The organism is Haloarchaeobius ordinarius (genome assembly GCF_051801355.1).
Taxonomy (GTDB): Archaea; Halobacteriota; Halobacteria; order Halobacteriales; family Natrialbaceae; genus Haloarchaeobius.
Genome location: NZ_CP196560.1, coordinates 2682070 through 2696476, shown reverse-complemented (window position 1 = coordinate 2696476; position 14407 = coordinate 2682070). Strand labels below are relative to the sequence as shown.

The following is a 14407-nucleotide window of genomic DNA, read 5'->3' as shown; positions in this document are numbered from 1 at the left end:
GAACTCGAATCGTCGTCGGGAAGACCGTCAAAACAGGAGACCACGAAAGCGGAACGGGACGGTCAGTGCCGCTCGGGCACCGTCGTCAACAACTGTGCCACGTCGACCGCACTGTGCGTCTCGATGAGCAACTCGGCCGCCGTCCGCAGCGGGAAGGTCGTGTTCAGGTCGACCCCGTAACAGCGCCCGTAGAGGTCGAGCCATCGGTTCAACACGGCTTCGAGTCGGCTGCATTGCTCGGCCGGCAGGTGTGGGCCACCGGTCCGACAGTCCACGTACAACACGACGGTCGGGCCGACTCCCTCGCGGCAGTACCGTCTGGCACGGTCGTCCGGGTCCGCGGGCGGGTCGAACGTCTGTTCGGCGCGCTCGACCTCGGCTTCGAGTTCGTCGATGCGCGCCCGGACGTTCATCCCTGTTTGTACTCGACGCCCTTCCCGCCGCGCGGGTGCTCCCAGGTGGTGTCGGCGACTACGGCACAGGTGCCACACTCGACGCAGGGCTGGGTGTCGAGGCTGACGAGTTTCTCCTCGGAGCCGTTCGTCTTGACCATCTCGGACCGGTAACAGCCCCCTCCGAAGCCCTCGGCGGACACCGGACAGGCTGTGACGGCGGTCCCGCTGGCCGCGAACGACTCGTCTTCGAGGGTGATGTGTGGATTCCCGATGTCGGTGTCGTAGGTCAGGTCGCCGATGCGCTCTTCGAGGCTCGGCGGCTCGACCGTGTTCTCGCCCTCGACCGGGACACCTTGCGTCTTCGCGAGCAGGGTCGGAATGGTGACGTAGGCCGGGCGGATGTCCGGCAGTATGGTCATCATCCGCGGTGAGTTGAACGCTCGCTTGACCACCGACTCGGTGACGCCGAGGCCGAGTGCGGCCTTGCCGACCGGGGACTTCGCGACCGTCTCCATGACGCCCGCGAGCGTCGAGTTCTCCGTGACGGGACTGGTCCACTCGTACGCCTTCGGGCGGAGTTTGCCCATCACGCCCTCGCGCTCGAGCATCTGGGTGTAGCGCTGGCCCGCCGTGATGCCCGAGCGACCCTTCGCGGTGACGAACGCGTCGGCCGCGAGGGCACCCGCCGTGACGGCGTGGTTCATCCCCTTGATGATGGGGCCCTGGGCCTGCATCTGTCCGGCGGCGTCGCCGACGACCAGCAGCCGGTCCCGGTGTGGGCGTTTCAGCGCGGCCTTCTTCGAGTCCGGCACGAGCTTCGCGGAGTACTCCAGTTCGACGTACTCGTCGGGCAACCACTGCCCGAGATGCGGGTGCGTCAACAGGGCGTCGAGCAGCTCCTGCGGTTCGGCGCGTTCGCTGGCGATGCTGTCGAGGTGGAACACGGTCCCGATGGAGAGCGTGTCCTCGTTGGTGTACATGAACCCGCCACCCCGGACGCCCTGGAACAGGTCGCCGGAGAACAGGCGGGCGACGCCCTCCTCCTCGCCGATGTCGAAAGCCTCCTCGACGTGGCCCTCCGGCAGGTCGACGACCGCCTTCACACCCTGGAAGTACTCGTCCGGGTCCTCCCAGTCCATCAGGCCCGCCTCCCGCGCGAGTTCGGAGTTCACGCCGTCGGCCGCGATGACGATGTCCGCCTCGATGTCGTCGAGTTCGTCGCAGGTGACACCGATTATCTCACCGTTCTCCCGGAGCAGGCCGTTGACACGGACCTCGGTCAGGAGGCCTCCACCGGTCTCGCGACACTTCTCGTGGACCCGCTCGGCGAGCCAGGAGTCCATCTTGCGCCGGAGCACCGCGTCACACCACAGCGTGTCGTTCTCGTGGAGCGACGTCAGGTCGTACGTCTTGACCTTTCCGTCCGCGAGATTGTCCATGTAGTAGTCGGTTATCTCGCGTTCTGCGGCCTCCTCGCGGAAGTCCGGGAACAGGTCGTCGATGGTGTACGGCGCGGAGCGTTCGGCGTAGATGAGCCCGCCGGAGACGTTCTTCGAACCGGCGTCGACGCCGCGTTCGAGCACCAGCGTCTCGACCCCGTGGTCGGCCAGCCGTGCCGCGGCAGCTGCCCCACCGGGACCGGCCCCGACGACGACCGCCTCGTAGTGCTCTCGCTCAGTCATCGTCGTCACCTCCGGCACCGGCGACGGCGGTGTTCGCGACTGCAGCACTCAGCTCCCCGGTCTTGGCGGCTTCGATGAGTCTCGGTAGCACGTCGAACAGGTCTCCTTCGATGAAGTAATCAGAGAAGTCCCGGATTCTGGCGTCCGGGTCCGTGTTGATGGCGATGATGGTGTCCGATTCGTCCATGCCGACCTTGTGCTGGACCGCGCCGGAGATGCCGGCGGCGATGTACAGCTTCGGCTCGACGACCTGCCCGGTCTCGCCGATCTGGCGCTCCTCGTGGGTGTACTGCTCGACGTGGCCGTCGAACTGGTACGAGCCAGTGACGATGCCACGGGTCACGCCGAGGTCGGCGTCCTCGAAGCAGTCGGCGAGTTCGAGGCCCAGTTCCATGCCGCGGGTCGGGTCGTCGCCGATACCGCGACCCATGGCCACGATGACCTCGTGGCCCGTGAGGTCGACGCCGCTGTCGAGCACGTCGGCGTCTTGCACCTCGACGCGGAACCAGTCGTCGGAGAGGTCGGTGTCGCGGTGGACGACTTCGCCCTCGCGGCTCTCGTCGGGCTCGGGTATCTCGAAGCTCCCCGGGATGACCGACCCACCCTGCGGGTGGAAGTCCCGGTGCGGGTTGTCGATACAGAGGATGGTCGAGTACTCGAAGCCCGAGAAGTCCGGGCGCTTCATGTGCAGGATGCGCTCGAACGTTCTGGTCGTCCCCGGCTTTCCAGTTTTGACCGGGTTCGAAATCTCGGCGCTCTCGATGTACAGGCCGGAACAGTCCGAGGCGAGCCCGGAGTCGAGTTCGCCCTGTACCAGCGCGGAGAGGTCGCGACCGTTGTTCGTCGCCGGGAAGAGCGCGTACCGGGGTTCGTCGTAGTCTCGCCAGTCGCTCTCCTCGGGGTTGCCGACGCCGGGGTCGCCGCCCCAGCGGGCCATGTCGCAGAATATCTCGGTGAACGCCTTGTGCCGGAACCGGTGCAGACGCTCGTCTTCCTTGTAGACGACCACGTCGGCCCCGAGCGCGATGCACTCGTCGGCGAGGCGTTCGACGTCGTCGCCGATGAGGACCGCGACGACGCGTTCGGCCTCGTCGTAGTCGTCGTTGTAGTCGTCCATCAACTGGCGTGCCTTCCCGAGCATCTCCCGGGAGACGTCGAGCAGTTCGCCGCGCTGGGTCTCACAGTACACCCACATGTCGCGGTAGGTGCCGTCCTCGATGGCCCGGACGTGACGCTTGTCCGCGGTCGGGTGGTCGAGTTCGGGGTACTTCTCCTCGGGTGGAAGGTCGGCTTCGACTTCGCCTTCTTCCTCCTCGCTCTCGGAGAGGTCGTCGATGCGCTTCTGGATGAGCTTCTTCGCGCTCGAACGGTCGTCGCCCGCCTCCTCGCGTTCGAGTAGCGATCGCAGCTGGTCGACGTCGTCGATGTCCCGGACGGCGTTCCCGACGTCCGCCGCGGACATCTCGGTCGGGTCGAGCGCGTCCGCGTCGACCTCCTCACCGTCGTCCTCGAACTTCTCGATGCGGCTCTCGATGAGCTTCTTCGCGCCGACGCGGTCCTGGCCCGCCTCCTCGGCGGCCAGTATCTCGCGCAGTTCCTCGACGTCCTCGATGTCTTTCAGTGCCGGGCCGAGTTCGGAGATGTCGTAGTCGTTGGGGTCCAGTTCAGGCATCGTCAATCACCCGCCACGAACGGCGTCAGCTCTTCCATCACCGATTCCATGCCCTCTTCGTCCTCTGGTGTGACCATCGTGGCCTCGCGCTCGGCGGGAGCCTTCGGGATGGGGTCGACAGAGGAGACGATCGTCGGCGAGCCGTCCAGACCGACGTAGTCCGGGTCGAGGTTCAACTCCTCGTGGTTCCACATCGTGAGGTGGTCCTTGAAGTTCTCCGCGCGTGCTTTCGTCTCGGCGCGCAGGTCCTTCAGCCGGAGCCGGTGGTCGGCGCGACGGTAGCTCGGCTCGAAGTCCGGGTCGGTCACGACGAAACACGGCATCGGCGCCTCGACCGTCTCTATCTCGTCTACGTCGCCCTCGACGAGTCGCCTGGCCCGGAGTTTCCCGGCCTCCTCGTCGATGTCGAGCGAGACGACGTGGGTCACGATGGGCCAGTCCAGACACCAGCAGGTCTGCGGGCCGGTGTGGCCCGTCTCCCCGTCCGCGGTCTTGAAGCCCGCGAACACGATGTCCGGCATGTCGTCCATGTGCTCCATGGCGGTCCCGAGCGTGATGGACGTCGCCCAGGTGTCGGCGGCCGCGAACTCGCGGTCCGACACCAGGACGAGGTCGTCGGCGTAGACGTCGCGCATCCCCTCTTCGAGGATGCCCTCGTAGCCGGGGGGGCCCATCGACAGCAGTGTCACGTTCCCGCCGTGGCGAACCTTCGTCTGCAAAGCGGCCCGGAGCGCGAACTTGTCGTTCGGATTCATCACCGTGGGTGTCTTCCCCCGTTCGAGGTGGCCGTCCTCGTCGAACGACACCTGCCCCTCGCGGAAGTCCGGCACCCCCTTCGTCATCACAGCGATGTTGAGCGTCATGTTCGCTTATGCTCGCCCCTGGCGGCCGGCGTCCACGTCGATGGCGTCGACCGGGCACACGTCGACACAGAGCATGCAGTCGATGCACTGCGCCTCGTTGGCCGGGTCGGCCTTTATCTCAGACTCCGGATGCCCCGGCGTGTCCACCCATTCGAACACGTCGACCGGGCAGTCTTCCAGACAGGCACCGTCGGCCAGACAGATGTCGAAGTCGACGGCGACGTGGGTCCCGTGGATGCCGAGCGTCTCGGGTTCGTCCACCGGGCCCCACACGTCGTGTCCGTTGTGTTCGTCGACGACTTCGCGGTTGTCCTCGAAGTTCGGGTCTATGGCCATTGTCACCTAGTGGCAACCCACGGCGGGAACTTAAATCTACGTCCATGAACAACCACGCTCGCCTGCGATTTTCGGTCGCGTGAGGTGACGGGCCGATTGCCGGTACGACCGGCCACACAGCCGAACGTGACGAATCGGTTGCATTCGACGGGTGACGTGGTGCTCAAGCCCGGCCGTCCTGGGAAAGAACCATCTCCCGGAAGCGAGTACTCGACGTATGGTTTCGACAGGTCTCGCCGACCCCGCGTTTCTGGTCGCGCTCGTCCTTCTCGTCATCGGGGTCGTCGGCAGCGCCGTCCCCTCGTTGCCCGGCCCACTCGTCTCCGTCGCGGCCGTCGCAGGCTACTGGTACGTGGGGGACGGACTGAGTACCCTCGCCGCGGTCGCGCTCGTCCTCGTCGGTCTGTTCGCAGTCGTGGCCGACCAGCTCGCGGACGTGGTCTCGACCCGCGCCAGCGGTGCCTCGTGGACGACCACCGCGCTCGCGGGACTCGTCGGGTTCGTCCTCCTGTTCGTCGTCGGCCCTCTCGGCATCATCCTCGGCGTCGCCGGGACCGTCTTCGCCGTCGAACTCTACCAGAAAGGCGACCACAACCACGCCGCGCGGGCCGCCGCGTACACCACGGTCGGCATCCTCGCCAGCATCGTCGTGCAGGTGCTCCTGACGGCTTCGATGCTCGTCGGGTTCCTCGTCGCGGTGTTGCTGTGAGATGGCCGGGGTGCAGGTGGTGTTCCCGATGGGGTTGTTCCCCCTCGGTGTCGCGTTCTTCCAGTACGGCGCGTCCCGACTCCGGCGCTGGCACTTCCTCTCGCGGGTCGAACGGACCAGAATCGCGACCCTCTCGCGGGGGACCGCGCTGGTCGCTGGGACGGTGACGGCAACCGAAGCACCGGACGGAGACGAGCGACTCTACCTCAGCGACGACACGGGGACCGCGGTCGTCGACCTCGCAGGTGCCAGTGTCGCCGGGGGCGACGAGAACCAACCGCAGAGACCCGACGAGGTCTTCGCCGTGGGCCACGCGAGCGAGACGACCGACCCCGACGCTGACTACGAACTCGGCCGTGCGCACGTGCTGGACGACTGTTACGTGGTCGAAGAACAGAATACCGACCCGCGAGCGGCGGCCAACGCGGTTCGGGGCGCGGTCGGACTGACCGTCGGCGTCGTCGCGGTCGTGGTCGCCGGCTGGCTGGCGCTCGGAATCGTCTGAGTGTCCAGAGTTTCGCTACTTGTGTGCGAAGTACGCGACGGACTTCTCGTCCTCGTGTGCGTCCACCCGGGCGAAGCCGACGCGCTCGAACTGCACCATCGCGTCGACGGGCTGGTCGCGGAAGCCGGGTTCGGCGTTGCCCTCTACGACCCCGTCCATGGTCCACAGCTCGACCGGGACGTTGTCCTCGGCTGGCACCCAGTGGATGACGTCGACGCCCTCCTCACGGACCGCGTCGATGTCGTCGCCGGTGTACTGCAGGGCGTCACGGGTGAACCGGAAGCAGCCCAGGCCCTTCAGCCAGATGCGCTCCTCGCGCTCGGGCAGGTCGTCGGGTTCGACGAGGACGGCCGAGCCGACCGGGATGTCGCGGTCGCCACGGTCCTCGTGGTCCGGGTGGACCGGCGGGTGGCCGGCCTCCGGCGCACCGCCGACGATACCGAGTTCGGTGCCGTCACGGACGAGGAACTGGCGGTCCGCCGTGTCGTCGATGTGGTCGCGATTCTTCGAGTACACCGTCGACATCGCGAGGTCGACGTCGCTCGTGGAGGTGCCGAGTTCGAGCATCGACTCCACGATGGCGTCGCCGCGGATGCCCCGGCGGCGCAGGCTCTGGATGGTCGGCGCGCGGGGGTCGTCCCAGCCGTCGAGTTTGCCCTCGTCGATGTACTGCTTGATGGTCGACGTGGACATCTTGATGTCGTAGGCGTCGACCTGGACGTGGCCCCAGTGGACGACCTCGGGGTACTCCCAGCCGAAGTAGTCGTAGAGGAAGCGCTGGCGCTTCGCGGAGTCCTGCAGGTCGATGCCGCGGATGATGTGGGTGATACCGACGAGATGGTCGTCGACGCCGGACTGGAAGTCGAGCATCGGCCAGCAGCGGTAGTCTTCGGCCACCTCGCGCGGGTGAGGCGTGTCTATCATCCGGAAGGCGACCCAGTCACGCAACGCCGGATTCTTGTGCTCGATGTCGGTCTTCACGCGCAGGACCATCTCGCCGGAGGAATACTCCCCGGCCACCATGTCTTCGAACTCCGCCATGGTCGTCTCCGTGTCCTTGTCTCGGTGCGGGCACGGCTTCCCGTCGTTCTTCAGCTCGGAGAACTCCTCGCCCGAGCACGAGCAAGTGTACGCCCCGCCCATCTCGATGAGTTCGCGGGCGTGGTCGTAGTAGGTCTCGACGCGGTCGCTCGCCTTGAACACGTCGTCGGGCTCGAACCCGAGATACTCCACGTCCTCCAGGATGGCGTCGTAGGCGTCGAGGTCCGGGCGTTTCGTCTCCGGGTCTGTGTCGTCGAAGCGGACGCAGAACCAGCCGTCGTACAGCTCCTTGTACGTCCCGATGACGGCGGGCATCCGGGCGTGGCCGAGGTGCCACGGCCCGTTCGGGTTCGGCGCACAGCGCATGCGGACCTGGTCGTACTCGTCGACGTTCGGGAGGTCGCCCAGCACGCGGTCGTCCTCCTCCTCCTCTGCGTCGAGTTCCTCGAGCATCTCTGGGGCGAGTTCGCCCAGTCGCTCTCGCTTGCCCGCGAGATCCAGGCCGTTGACCCGGCCACACACCTGCCCGACGATACCGGGAATCTCGTCGCCGTGCTGGCGGAACTCGGGGTTATCCCCCATGAGCGGGCCCATGACCGCCCCGACGTTCGCCTCGCTCTCGTGCTTGATGGCGTTGAACAGGGCGTGTTTCTCTGCCTCCTCTTCGACCTGCTCGCGGAGTGAATCGTCCATTACCCCCACGTACTCCGAGGGGCGTCAAAACAGTCGTGATGTCTCGCCGCGCCGCCGCCGAACCGAACCCACGGACCGCGTTCCACTATCGTTGCCGCCGTCGTTGCCTGTCGACCACTTCGGGATACGCCATGGTACGACACTGCACAGTGCCGACGCCAGTCGGCTCGCCACGGACACACCGGTCTTCGCCGGGACTACTGGGTCGCGCCCGCGGACTCCGGGAAGGTCCGCGTGTTGAACACCCGCTGAGCCACCAGCGAGTCCGACATGTCGCCGTTTCGCCATCGCTTCACCCACGACGCCTGAATCTGGTAGGAGGTCGCCTGTTCGGCGAACCGGTCCGCGATAGTCGCCCGAAGAACCTCAGACGGGCCGTCGTGTGCCACGATGAGGCCGTACGCCGAGATGACCGCACCGATCTCCTCGCGGGACTCCGCGCGGGAGGTCGCCTGTGAACTGTACTCCAGATCGACCCGGCCCTCACTGAACGTCATGCTCGTCACCTGCATCGCGTACTGCTCTTCGAGTATCCACCGCAACTCACCGAGACTGCCCTCGCCGTCGTCGTTCGGACGCTCGGGTTCTATCTGGGAATCGCCGCCGAGACACCCGGCCAGACCGAACGAGACTGCTGCCGCCCCACCGGCGAGCAGTCGTCGTCGCGTCGTTCTGGTGTTGTCCTGTGGCATACCTACCGGTACCGACGGAGAGCCACTAAAACCGCGCACGATTTCGAGCACCGAGTCAGCGCTCGACTCAGAATCTGAGTCGTGCCCAGAATCGGGAGAAAGCGGTCCGACAGCGGTCAGTAGCCGCGCTCGATGAGGTAGTCCGCGATGTCACACAGCAGGTCGCGTGCCTCGTTGTCCGGGAGGCACTCGAGACGGTCCTTGCCGCGCTCGACCAGTTCGCGGGCCTTGTCGTTGGCGTACGCGATACTGCCCGAGTCTTCGAGCGCCTGCACCGCCTCCTCTATCTCGGCCTCGGTCACGTCCTCGACGCTGTCGGTGTCGACCAGTCCGTCGACGTCGACGCCCTGTTCGCGGGCGTGGACCGTGATGAGCGTCTGTTTGTTCTCGACGAGGTCCGAGCCGCGTTGCTTGCCCAGCTGCTCCGACGGGACCGTCAGGTCGAGCACGTCGTCCTGAATCTGGAACGCACGCCCGATGTCGAGCCCGTAGCCGTAGAGCGCCTCGACGGTCTCGTCGTCGGCCGAGAGCAACTCCGCCGCGATGGCCGCCGAGGCGGCGTACAGCACTGCGGTCTTCTGTTCGACCATCTCGAGGTACTCCTCGGGGAGCACGTCTGCGCGCTCCTCGAAGGCGACGTCGAGGCTCTGTCCCTCGCAGATCTTCGTACAGGTCGAGGCGAGCGTATCCATCGCCGCGACCACCTGCGAACTCGGGGCATCCGCGTTGAGCATTATCTCGAACGCCGACGAGTAGAGCGTGTCACCGGCCAGGATGGCGGTGTCGAGGTCGAACTCCTTGTGGACCGCCGGCACGCCGCGCCGGAGGTCGTCGTCGTCCATGATGTCGTCGTGGATGAGCGTGAACGTCTGGATGACTTCCACGCTCACCGCCGCCGCCATCAGGTCGACTGGCTGGTCGGCCAGTGACGGGAACTCGCGGTAATCCGTCGACAGCGGTTCGACGTCCATCAGCGCCTCGCCGACCACCAGCAAGACGGTCGGACGGAGCCGTTTGCCACCCGCATCCAGCAGGTAGCGCGAGGCCTCCCAGAGGCGCTCCGGGCGCTTGATGGGCATCTCCTCGGTGATGCCCTGGTTGACGAGCTCGCGTCGCTCGCCGACCGCGTCGAGCACAGTCTGTTCTCGCGTCTCGGGGTCTGTCATCATTCGGTCAGTTGTATCATGTTCCCGTTCCGGGTCACGTGAAGGTCACGGCCCATCTTGTACCCCTCGCTCTCGGCGAGGTCGACGTAGCCGGAGAAGCCTTTCATGTCCTGGTGAGCCGGGATGATGTGCTGGGGCTGGAGCGCGTCGAGCATCTCGTAGTGGCCCTCGCTGTTCAGGTGACCGGAGACGTGGATGTCGTCGTAGATGCGTGCGCCCTGCATGCCCAGGAGCTTCTCGGCCTGGTAGCGCTGGCCCTCGTTCGTCGGCTCCGGGATGACCCGGGCCGAGAAGACGACCTTGTCACCGTCGTCCAGCTGGTACGGCGTCTCGCCGCGGGCCATCCGGGTGAGCATCGCACGCGGCTCGCCCTGGTGACCGGTGACGATGGGCAGGAAGTTGCCCTTGCCCTCCTTCATGACTCGCTTGAAGGTGCGGTCGACGGACTTCCGGTGACCGAACATCCCGAGGTCGCCCGGGAAGTCGACGAAGCCGAGGCGTTCGGCCGTCCCCGAATACTTCTCCATCGAGCGTCCGAGCAGCACCGGCTGGCGGCCGATGTCGCGGGCGAACTCGACGAGCGATTTCACGCGTGCGATGTGGCTGGAGAACGTCGTGGCGACGATGCCGCCCGTGTAGTCCTCCATGGAGTAGAGTACGTCCTTGAGGTGGCGTCGTGCGACGGCCTCGGAGGGCGTTCGGCCCTTCTTGTTCGCGTTGGTACAGTCCTCGATGTAACACAGCACACCGTTGCCCTCGCGCCCGATTTCGCGGAACCGGTCCATGTCGATGGGGTCGCCGATGACCGGCGTGTGGTCCATCCGCTTGTCGAGGCCGTAGACGACGGCACCCTCGGGCGTGTGGAGAACGGGGTTGATGGCGTCGATGATGGAGTGTGTGACGTTGACGAATTCGAGTTCGACCTGGCCGGAGTCCCCGATGGACATCGTCTCGCCGGCTTCCATCTTGATGAGGTCGTTCTCGACGCCGAACTTCTGCTCACCTTCGATCTGCTGTTTGACGAGTTCGATGGTGAACGGGGTCGCGACGACCGGCGCGTTGTAGCGGTGCGCCAGCTTCGAGATGGCCCCGATGTGGTCGAGGTGGCCGTGTGTGGGGACGATAGCCTGTACGTCGCCCTCCAGTTCGCTCATGACCCGGTCGTCCGGGATGGCCCCCATGTCGATGAGGTCCAGGCTGTGCATCTTCTCTGTCTCGACGTTGTCGTGGATGAGGACCTGGGACAGGTTGAGCCCCATGTCGAACACCACGACGTCGTCGCCCGCGCGGACGGCAGTCATCTGCCGCCCGACCTCTTCGTAGCCGCCGATGGTTGCGATTTCGACTTCCATTGTTGATAGCACCGAAATGCCGCGTCTCGGTATGTAAAGACCCGCGACTGGTCGGGACACTCGCCCCGGCGTCTTGCAGCGCGTCGGCGTGAATCCCGCTATGTGGTGGAGGAACTCGGTCAGGAAAGGACCGACGACACGTGCCGTGGCCCCCACCACACTTACCCGCGGGGTCTGTTGTTGCCCCATTCAAGCCCCGGGCTTAAAAACGCGTGGGTTGCAAGACGACCCGTCCTGTCGCCAGAACAGAGACAGGAGGGGCCGGTCGGAGTCGACCCGTGCCCACCCACGCACGCGACCGACGATGGCCCATCCAGTCACCAGAATCGTGGCCCATCGACCGAGAACCGGACCCATGACAGAGTGGTGCACAGACTTAATGTTCGGCAGGACTAGACACGGCTATGGGAGAGTGTGCGCACTGCGGAACAGAGCCGGAAGGCTTCCCGTACACCTGCAACGAGTGCGGTGACCGTCACTGCGGCACACACCGGCTGCCCGAACGACACGACTGCCAGGGTCTGGCGCGGGTCTCCGACCGGGCGGCCGAGGACCCCGTCTTCATCGGCCAGTCGTACAACCTGACCGACCGGGGCTCATCCCACGACGACGGGAACGTCCTCGCGAGCGCACTCGGTTCCCTCCTCGGCCCGTTCCGACGGTTTCGTCGCTAGGTGAGACGACCGACCGGGAGTGGACAGTTTTTCTCCTCAGGGCGACTAGAAGAGTCGACGATGTCTCGGGTCACCAGCTCCATCCTCACCGCCCTCGTCCTCTCACTCGCCCTCTTGCACCTGGGCGGTGTCGTCGACCTCGAGCGAGAGGCCACGGCGTTCGGCGATGGGTTCCTCGACCGGGCGACCGCGGACCGCAGCCCGCGGCTCGACCCGGGCACCGACACGCCGCGAGTCGACGATGCGACGGGCTCCGTCGACGCCGTCCTGCTCGAAGGACTCGTCCACGAAGCGGTCAACGACCGACGGGCGACGAGAGGGCTCTCCCCGCTCGGGGACGACCCGGCGCTGGCCGAAATCGCCCGCTACCACAGCCGCGACATGGCCCAGAACGACTACTTCGCCCACACCGCCCCCGACGGCGAGACGGTGGGCGACCGCTACGACGCCTTCGGGTACGACTGCCACATCCGGACGGGCTCGTTGACCTACGCGAACGGTGGCGAGAACATCTACTACACCAGCTTCGTCGGGACCGCCTACACGGAACACGAGCTCGCAGAACGAGCCGTCGACGGATGGATGGACTCGCCGAGCCACCGGGAGAACCTGCTCCGGCCGTACTGGAACGACGAGGGAATCGGTGTCTGGGTTCTCCAGGAGGGTGGACGGACCCACGTGTACGTCACGCAGAACTTCTGTTGAGGCCGTCTTCGCCAACTGTTCTCCGGGGGACTACTCGATGGTCGTCCCGGGCGACTCGCCCCCGAGGAAATCTGCGAGTGCGTCGAGTCCGAAGATAGACGCCGGCATCCCGAGCGCGAGCAGGGTCTTGACCTTCCCGGCCATGCCGCCGGAGACGTCCGTCGTGTCGGCACCGCCCAGCACGTCGGCCACGTCCTCGTACGCCTCGATGCGGGGAATCACGGCGTCTTCGGCGTCGAGCACGCCGGGAACGGTCGAGCAGAGGCCGACCCGCGAGGCGTCGAGCGCCGCCGCGAGTGACGTGACGATCTCGTCACCGGAGAGTACCGTCACCCCCTCGCCGGCGTGGGCGACGACGTCACCGTGGAGCACCGGGACGAACCCTTCGTCGAGCATCGTCTGGACCTGCTGGGCAGGAAGCGTCAACTCGCCCGCCTCGTCTCGGCTGGCGGCCGAGAACGGGTGGACCGGAACCGCCGGGACGTCCCGTTCGTGGAGTCGCCGGAGGACCATGCCGTTCAGCGCCTTCATCGCGTTGTGGATGTCGAGGACGCCGTCGACGTCGTGTGTGCCCTCGGTCGTGCTCACACCGTAGGCCTTCGCGTTGTGGTGCCCGAACGAGCCGCCGCCGTGGACGACGACGATGTCGTCGTGGCCCGCGACCGCGTCGGCAGCCCGGTCCAGTGCCGGACCGTCGACCGTCTCGGCGCGCTCTTTGTCCGTGATGACCGACCCGCCCAGTTTGAGAATCGTGGGGGCGGTCATTCGACACGCACCCCCTCGTGCGCGAGTGCCGCCCGGAACACCTCTTCACACGCCGCCTCGTACGAGAGCGCGGTCTCCGTCCCGTCGGTGCGGTCCAGTGCGACGATACACCCGCCGCCACCTGCACCCGTGAGTTTCGCGCCGTGTGACCCAGCTTCGCGGGCAGTCCACACCATGTCGTCGAGCGACCGTGAGGAGACGCCGAGGGCCTCCAGCAGGCCGTGGTCGAAGTCCATCAATCGGCCAAGTTCGGCGAGTACGGCCTCGTCCTCGGCCGCCCCGGCCTCGCTGGCTTCGAGCAGTTGTTCGCCCTCGCGGACCACGTCCCCGATGGCCGCCACCGTGTCAGCCGCGAACCCGTACTGGTCACGCAGGTCGCGGACACCCGCGACCAGTTTCCCGGTGTCCCCGCTCCCGCCGTCGTAGCCGATGACGAACGGCAGGTCCGGCGCGTCGAGCGTCCGGCAGTCGTCGCCCTCAACCCGGACCGCACCGCCCATCGCCGAACAGAACGTGTCCGCCCGCGACGCCTGCCCGTCCTGTACGTCGAGTTCGACCTGGTACGCCCGCTCGGCGATTTCACGGGGGTCCAGTTCGACGCCGAGCTCCCGCGTCGCCGCCGCGATGCCAGCGACGACCACCGCTGCAGACGACCCCAGCCCCGCACCGAGGGGAATATCACTCTCAACGGTCACGTCGAAGCCCGCTTCGGGCGCGTCCGCGGCGTCACGCGCCTGCGCGACGGCCCCGTCGACGTACTCCGTCGCGGCCTCCAGTATCGCCTTCGGGGCGTCGACAGCCGGCCCCGTCTCGCCGTACTCGACGGTGAACCCCTCGATGTGGAGGTCCTTGGCGTCCACCCGCAGTCGCCCATCCGACCGTTCCTCGACCGTCACCGTCGCCCGGCGTTCCACGGCGCAGGGAATCGCCGGTTCGCCGTAGACGACGGCGTGCTCCCCGAACAGGTACACCTTGCCGGGAGCGCTTGCCGTGTGCATACCCGTTCTCGCCGGGGGGAGACTAAGAGTGTTGTCGAATCGACGTGGGGATTCGTGGCTGATGGCGGGACTGAATTTCCGGGGGCGCGCGCTTTCGAGCGTGCTGAACGGCAGTGAAGCCGCGAGTCGAAAGCGCGCGAGGGACGACTGGAGCGGAGT

General features: G+C 66.5%; 15 protein-coding genes. 4 read left to right on the top strand and 11 right to left on the bottom strand.

Annotation, left to right across the window (positions count from 1 at the left end; translation table 11 throughout):
* Window positions 1–62: 62 nt before the first annotated feature.
* The 5 genes from ACSC1R_RS14090 to ACSC1R_RS14070 are packed head-to-tail and all read right to left on the bottom strand — an operon-like array spanning window position 63 to window position 4948.
* Window positions 63–413 carry a hypothetical protein gene (locus ACSC1R_RS14090; protein ID WP_439026359.1) on the bottom strand — a complete coding sequence of 117 codons (351 nt, stop codon included), beginning with the start codon at window positions 411–413 and terminating at the stop codon, window positions 63–65.
* Entirely contained in the window at window positions 410–2077 is a 1668-nt protein-coding gene (locus ACSC1R_RS14085) for an FAD-dependent monooxygenase (protein WP_439026358.1), read from the bottom strand. Before ACSC1R_RS14085 ends, ACSC1R_RS14090 begins: the two co-directional genes overlap by 4 nt.
* On the bottom strand, window positions 2070–3749 hold the full coding sequence (locus ACSC1R_RS14080) for an FAD-binding protein (RefSeq protein ID WP_439026357.1): 1680 nt from the start codon (window positions 3747–3749) through the stop codon (window positions 2070–2072). Before ACSC1R_RS14080 ends, ACSC1R_RS14085 begins: the two co-directional genes overlap by 8 nt.
* 2 nt (window positions 3750–3751) lie before the next feature.
* On the bottom strand, window positions 3752–4591 hold the full coding sequence (locus ACSC1R_RS14075) for an electron transfer flavoprotein subunit beta/FixA family protein (RefSeq protein ID WP_439028725.1): 840 nt from the start codon (window positions 4589–4591) through the stop codon (window positions 3752–3754).
* A gap of 27 nt (window positions 4592–4618) precedes the next feature.
* Window positions 4619–4948: a 4Fe-4S dicluster domain-containing protein gene (locus ACSC1R_RS14070; RefSeq protein WP_267639497.1), complete on the bottom strand. Its 330-nt coding sequence runs from the start codon at window positions 4946–4948 to the stop codon at window positions 4619–4621.
* Window positions 4949–5165: 217 nt separating this feature from the next.
* Between ACSC1R_RS14070 and ACSC1R_RS14065 the strand changes: the two genes are divergently transcribed.
* Together ACSC1R_RS14065 and ACSC1R_RS14060 are read left to right on the top strand one after the other, a co-directional pair.
* Window positions 5166–5657, top strand: coding sequence for a DUF456 family protein (locus ACSC1R_RS14065; RefSeq protein WP_439026356.1), 492 nt, complete (start codon window positions 5166–5168; stop codon window positions 5655–5657).
* Between the two features lies 1 nt (window position 5658).
* Window positions 5659–6162, top strand: coding sequence for a hypothetical protein (locus ACSC1R_RS14060; protein WP_439026355.1), 504 nt, complete (start codon window positions 5659–5661; stop codon window positions 6160–6162).
* 15 nt (window positions 6163–6177) lie between these two features.
* Here ACSC1R_RS14060 and ACSC1R_RS14055 read toward each other — a convergent pair whose 3' ends face one another.
* The 4 genes from ACSC1R_RS14055 to ACSC1R_RS14040 form a co-directional block, all read right to left on the bottom strand.
* Window positions 6178–7896 (bottom strand): glutamate--tRNA ligase, encoded by a 1719-nt coding sequence (locus tag ACSC1R_RS14055; RefSeq protein ID WP_439026354.1) that lies wholly within the window; start codon window positions 7894–7896, stop codon window positions 6178–6180.
* 197 nt (window positions 7897–8093) lie between these two features.
* Window positions 8094–8588: a hypothetical protein gene (locus tag ACSC1R_RS14050; RefSeq protein WP_439026353.1), complete on the bottom strand. Its 495-nt coding sequence runs from the start codon at window positions 8586–8588 to the stop codon at window positions 8094–8096.
* A 116-nt stretch (window positions 8589–8704) separates the two neighbouring features.
* On the bottom strand, window positions 8705–9754 hold the full coding sequence (idsA3, locus tag ACSC1R_RS14045) for a geranylfarnesyl diphosphate synthase (protein ID WP_439028724.1): 1050 nt from the start codon (window positions 9752–9754) through the stop codon (window positions 8705–8707).
* A complete protein-coding gene (locus ACSC1R_RS14040; protein WP_439026352.1) occupies window positions 9754–11106 on the bottom strand; it encodes an RNase J family beta-CASP ribonuclease in 1353 nt (450 codons plus the stop codon). The genes idsA3 and ACSC1R_RS14040 overlap by 1 nt, the downstream gene beginning before the upstream one ends.
* Window positions 11107–11510: 404 nt before the next feature.
* On the opposite strand from ACSC1R_RS14040, the gene ACSC1R_RS14035 reads away from it, so the two are divergent.
* Window positions 11511–11780, top strand: a complete 270-nt coding sequence (locus ACSC1R_RS14035) for an AN1-type zinc finger domain-containing protein (RefSeq protein WP_439026351.1) — start codon at window positions 11511–11513, stop codon at window positions 11778–11780.
* Window positions 11781–11840: 60 nt separating this feature from the next.
* Window positions 11841–12485, top strand: coding sequence for a CAP domain-containing protein (locus tag ACSC1R_RS14030; RefSeq protein ID WP_439026350.1), 645 nt, complete (start codon window positions 11841–11843; stop codon window positions 12483–12485).
* Window positions 12486–12515: 30 nt separating this feature from the next.
* Here ACSC1R_RS14030 and ACSC1R_RS14025 read toward each other — a convergent pair whose 3' ends face one another.
* Together ACSC1R_RS14025 and mvk are read right to left on the bottom strand one after the other, a co-directional pair.
* Window positions 12516–13250 carry an isopentenyl phosphate kinase gene (locus ACSC1R_RS14025; RefSeq protein ID WP_439026349.1) on the bottom strand — a complete coding sequence of 245 codons (735 nt, stop codon included), beginning with the start codon at window positions 13248–13250 and terminating at the stop codon, window positions 12516–12518.
* On the bottom strand, window positions 13247–14248 hold the full coding sequence (gene mvk, locus ACSC1R_RS14020; RefSeq protein WP_439026348.1) for a mevalonate kinase: 1002 nt from the start codon (window positions 14246–14248) through the stop codon (window positions 13247–13249). The genes ACSC1R_RS14025 and mvk overlap by 4 nt, the downstream gene beginning before the upstream one ends.
* Between the last annotated feature and the right edge of the window lie 159 nt (window positions 14249–14407).

Excerpts from the sequence above, each read along its gene's own strand:
- ACSC1R_RS14090 (WP_439026359.1), bottom strand. The coding sequence starts at position 413 with ATGAACGTCCGGGCGCGCATCGACGAACTCGAAGCCGAGGTCGAGCGC.
- ACSC1R_RS14085 (WP_439026358.1), bottom strand. The coding sequence starts at position 2,077 with ATGACTGAGCGAGAGCACTACGAGGCGGTCGTCGTCGGGGCCGGTCCC.
- ACSC1R_RS14080 (WP_439026357.1), bottom strand. The coding sequence starts at position 3,749 with ATGCCTGAACTGGACCCCAACGACTACGACATCTCCGAACTCGGCCCG.
- ACSC1R_RS14075 (WP_439028725.1), bottom strand. The coding sequence starts at position 4,591 with ATGACGAAGGGGGTGCCGGACTTCCGCGAGGGGCAGGTGTCGTTCGAC.
- ACSC1R_RS14070 (WP_267639497.1), bottom strand. The coding sequence starts at position 4,948 with ATGGCCATAGACCCGAACTTCGAGGACAACCGCGAAGTCGTCGACGAA.
- ACSC1R_RS14065 (WP_439026356.1), top strand. The coding sequence starts at position 5,166 with ATGGTTTCGACAGGTCTCGCCGACCCCGCGTTTCTGGTCGCGCTCGTC.
- ACSC1R_RS14060 (WP_439026355.1), top strand. The coding sequence starts at position 5,659 with ATGGCCGGGGTGCAGGTGGTGTTCCCGATGGGGTTGTTCCCCCTCGGT.
- ACSC1R_RS14055 (WP_439026354.1), bottom strand. The coding sequence starts at position 7,896 with ATGGACGATTCACTCCGCGAGCAGGTCGAAGAGGAGGCAGAGAAACAC.
- ACSC1R_RS14050 (WP_439026353.1), bottom strand. The coding sequence starts at position 8,588 with ATGCCACAGGACAACACCAGAACGACGCGACGACGACTGCTCGCCGGT.
- idsA3 (WP_439028724.1), bottom strand. The coding sequence starts at position 9,754 with ATGACAGACCCCGAGACGCGAGAACAGACTGTGCTCGACGCGGTCGGC.
- ACSC1R_RS14040 (WP_439026352.1), bottom strand. The coding sequence starts at position 11,106 with ATGGAAGTCGAAATCGCAACCATCGGCGGCTACGAAGAGGTCGGGCGG.
- ACSC1R_RS14035 (WP_439026351.1), top strand. The coding sequence starts at position 11,511 with ATGGGAGAGTGTGCGCACTGCGGAACAGAGCCGGAAGGCTTCCCGTAC.
- ACSC1R_RS14030 (WP_439026350.1), top strand. The coding sequence starts at position 11,841 with ATGTCTCGGGTCACCAGCTCCATCCTCACCGCCCTCGTCCTCTCACTC.
- ACSC1R_RS14025 (WP_439026349.1), bottom strand. The coding sequence starts at position 13,250 with ATGACCGCCCCCACGATTCTCAAACTGGGCGGGTCGGTCATCACGGAC.
- mvk (WP_439026348.1), bottom strand. The coding sequence starts at position 14,248 with ATGCACACGGCAAGCGCTCCCGGCAAGGTGTACCTGTTCGGGGAGCAC.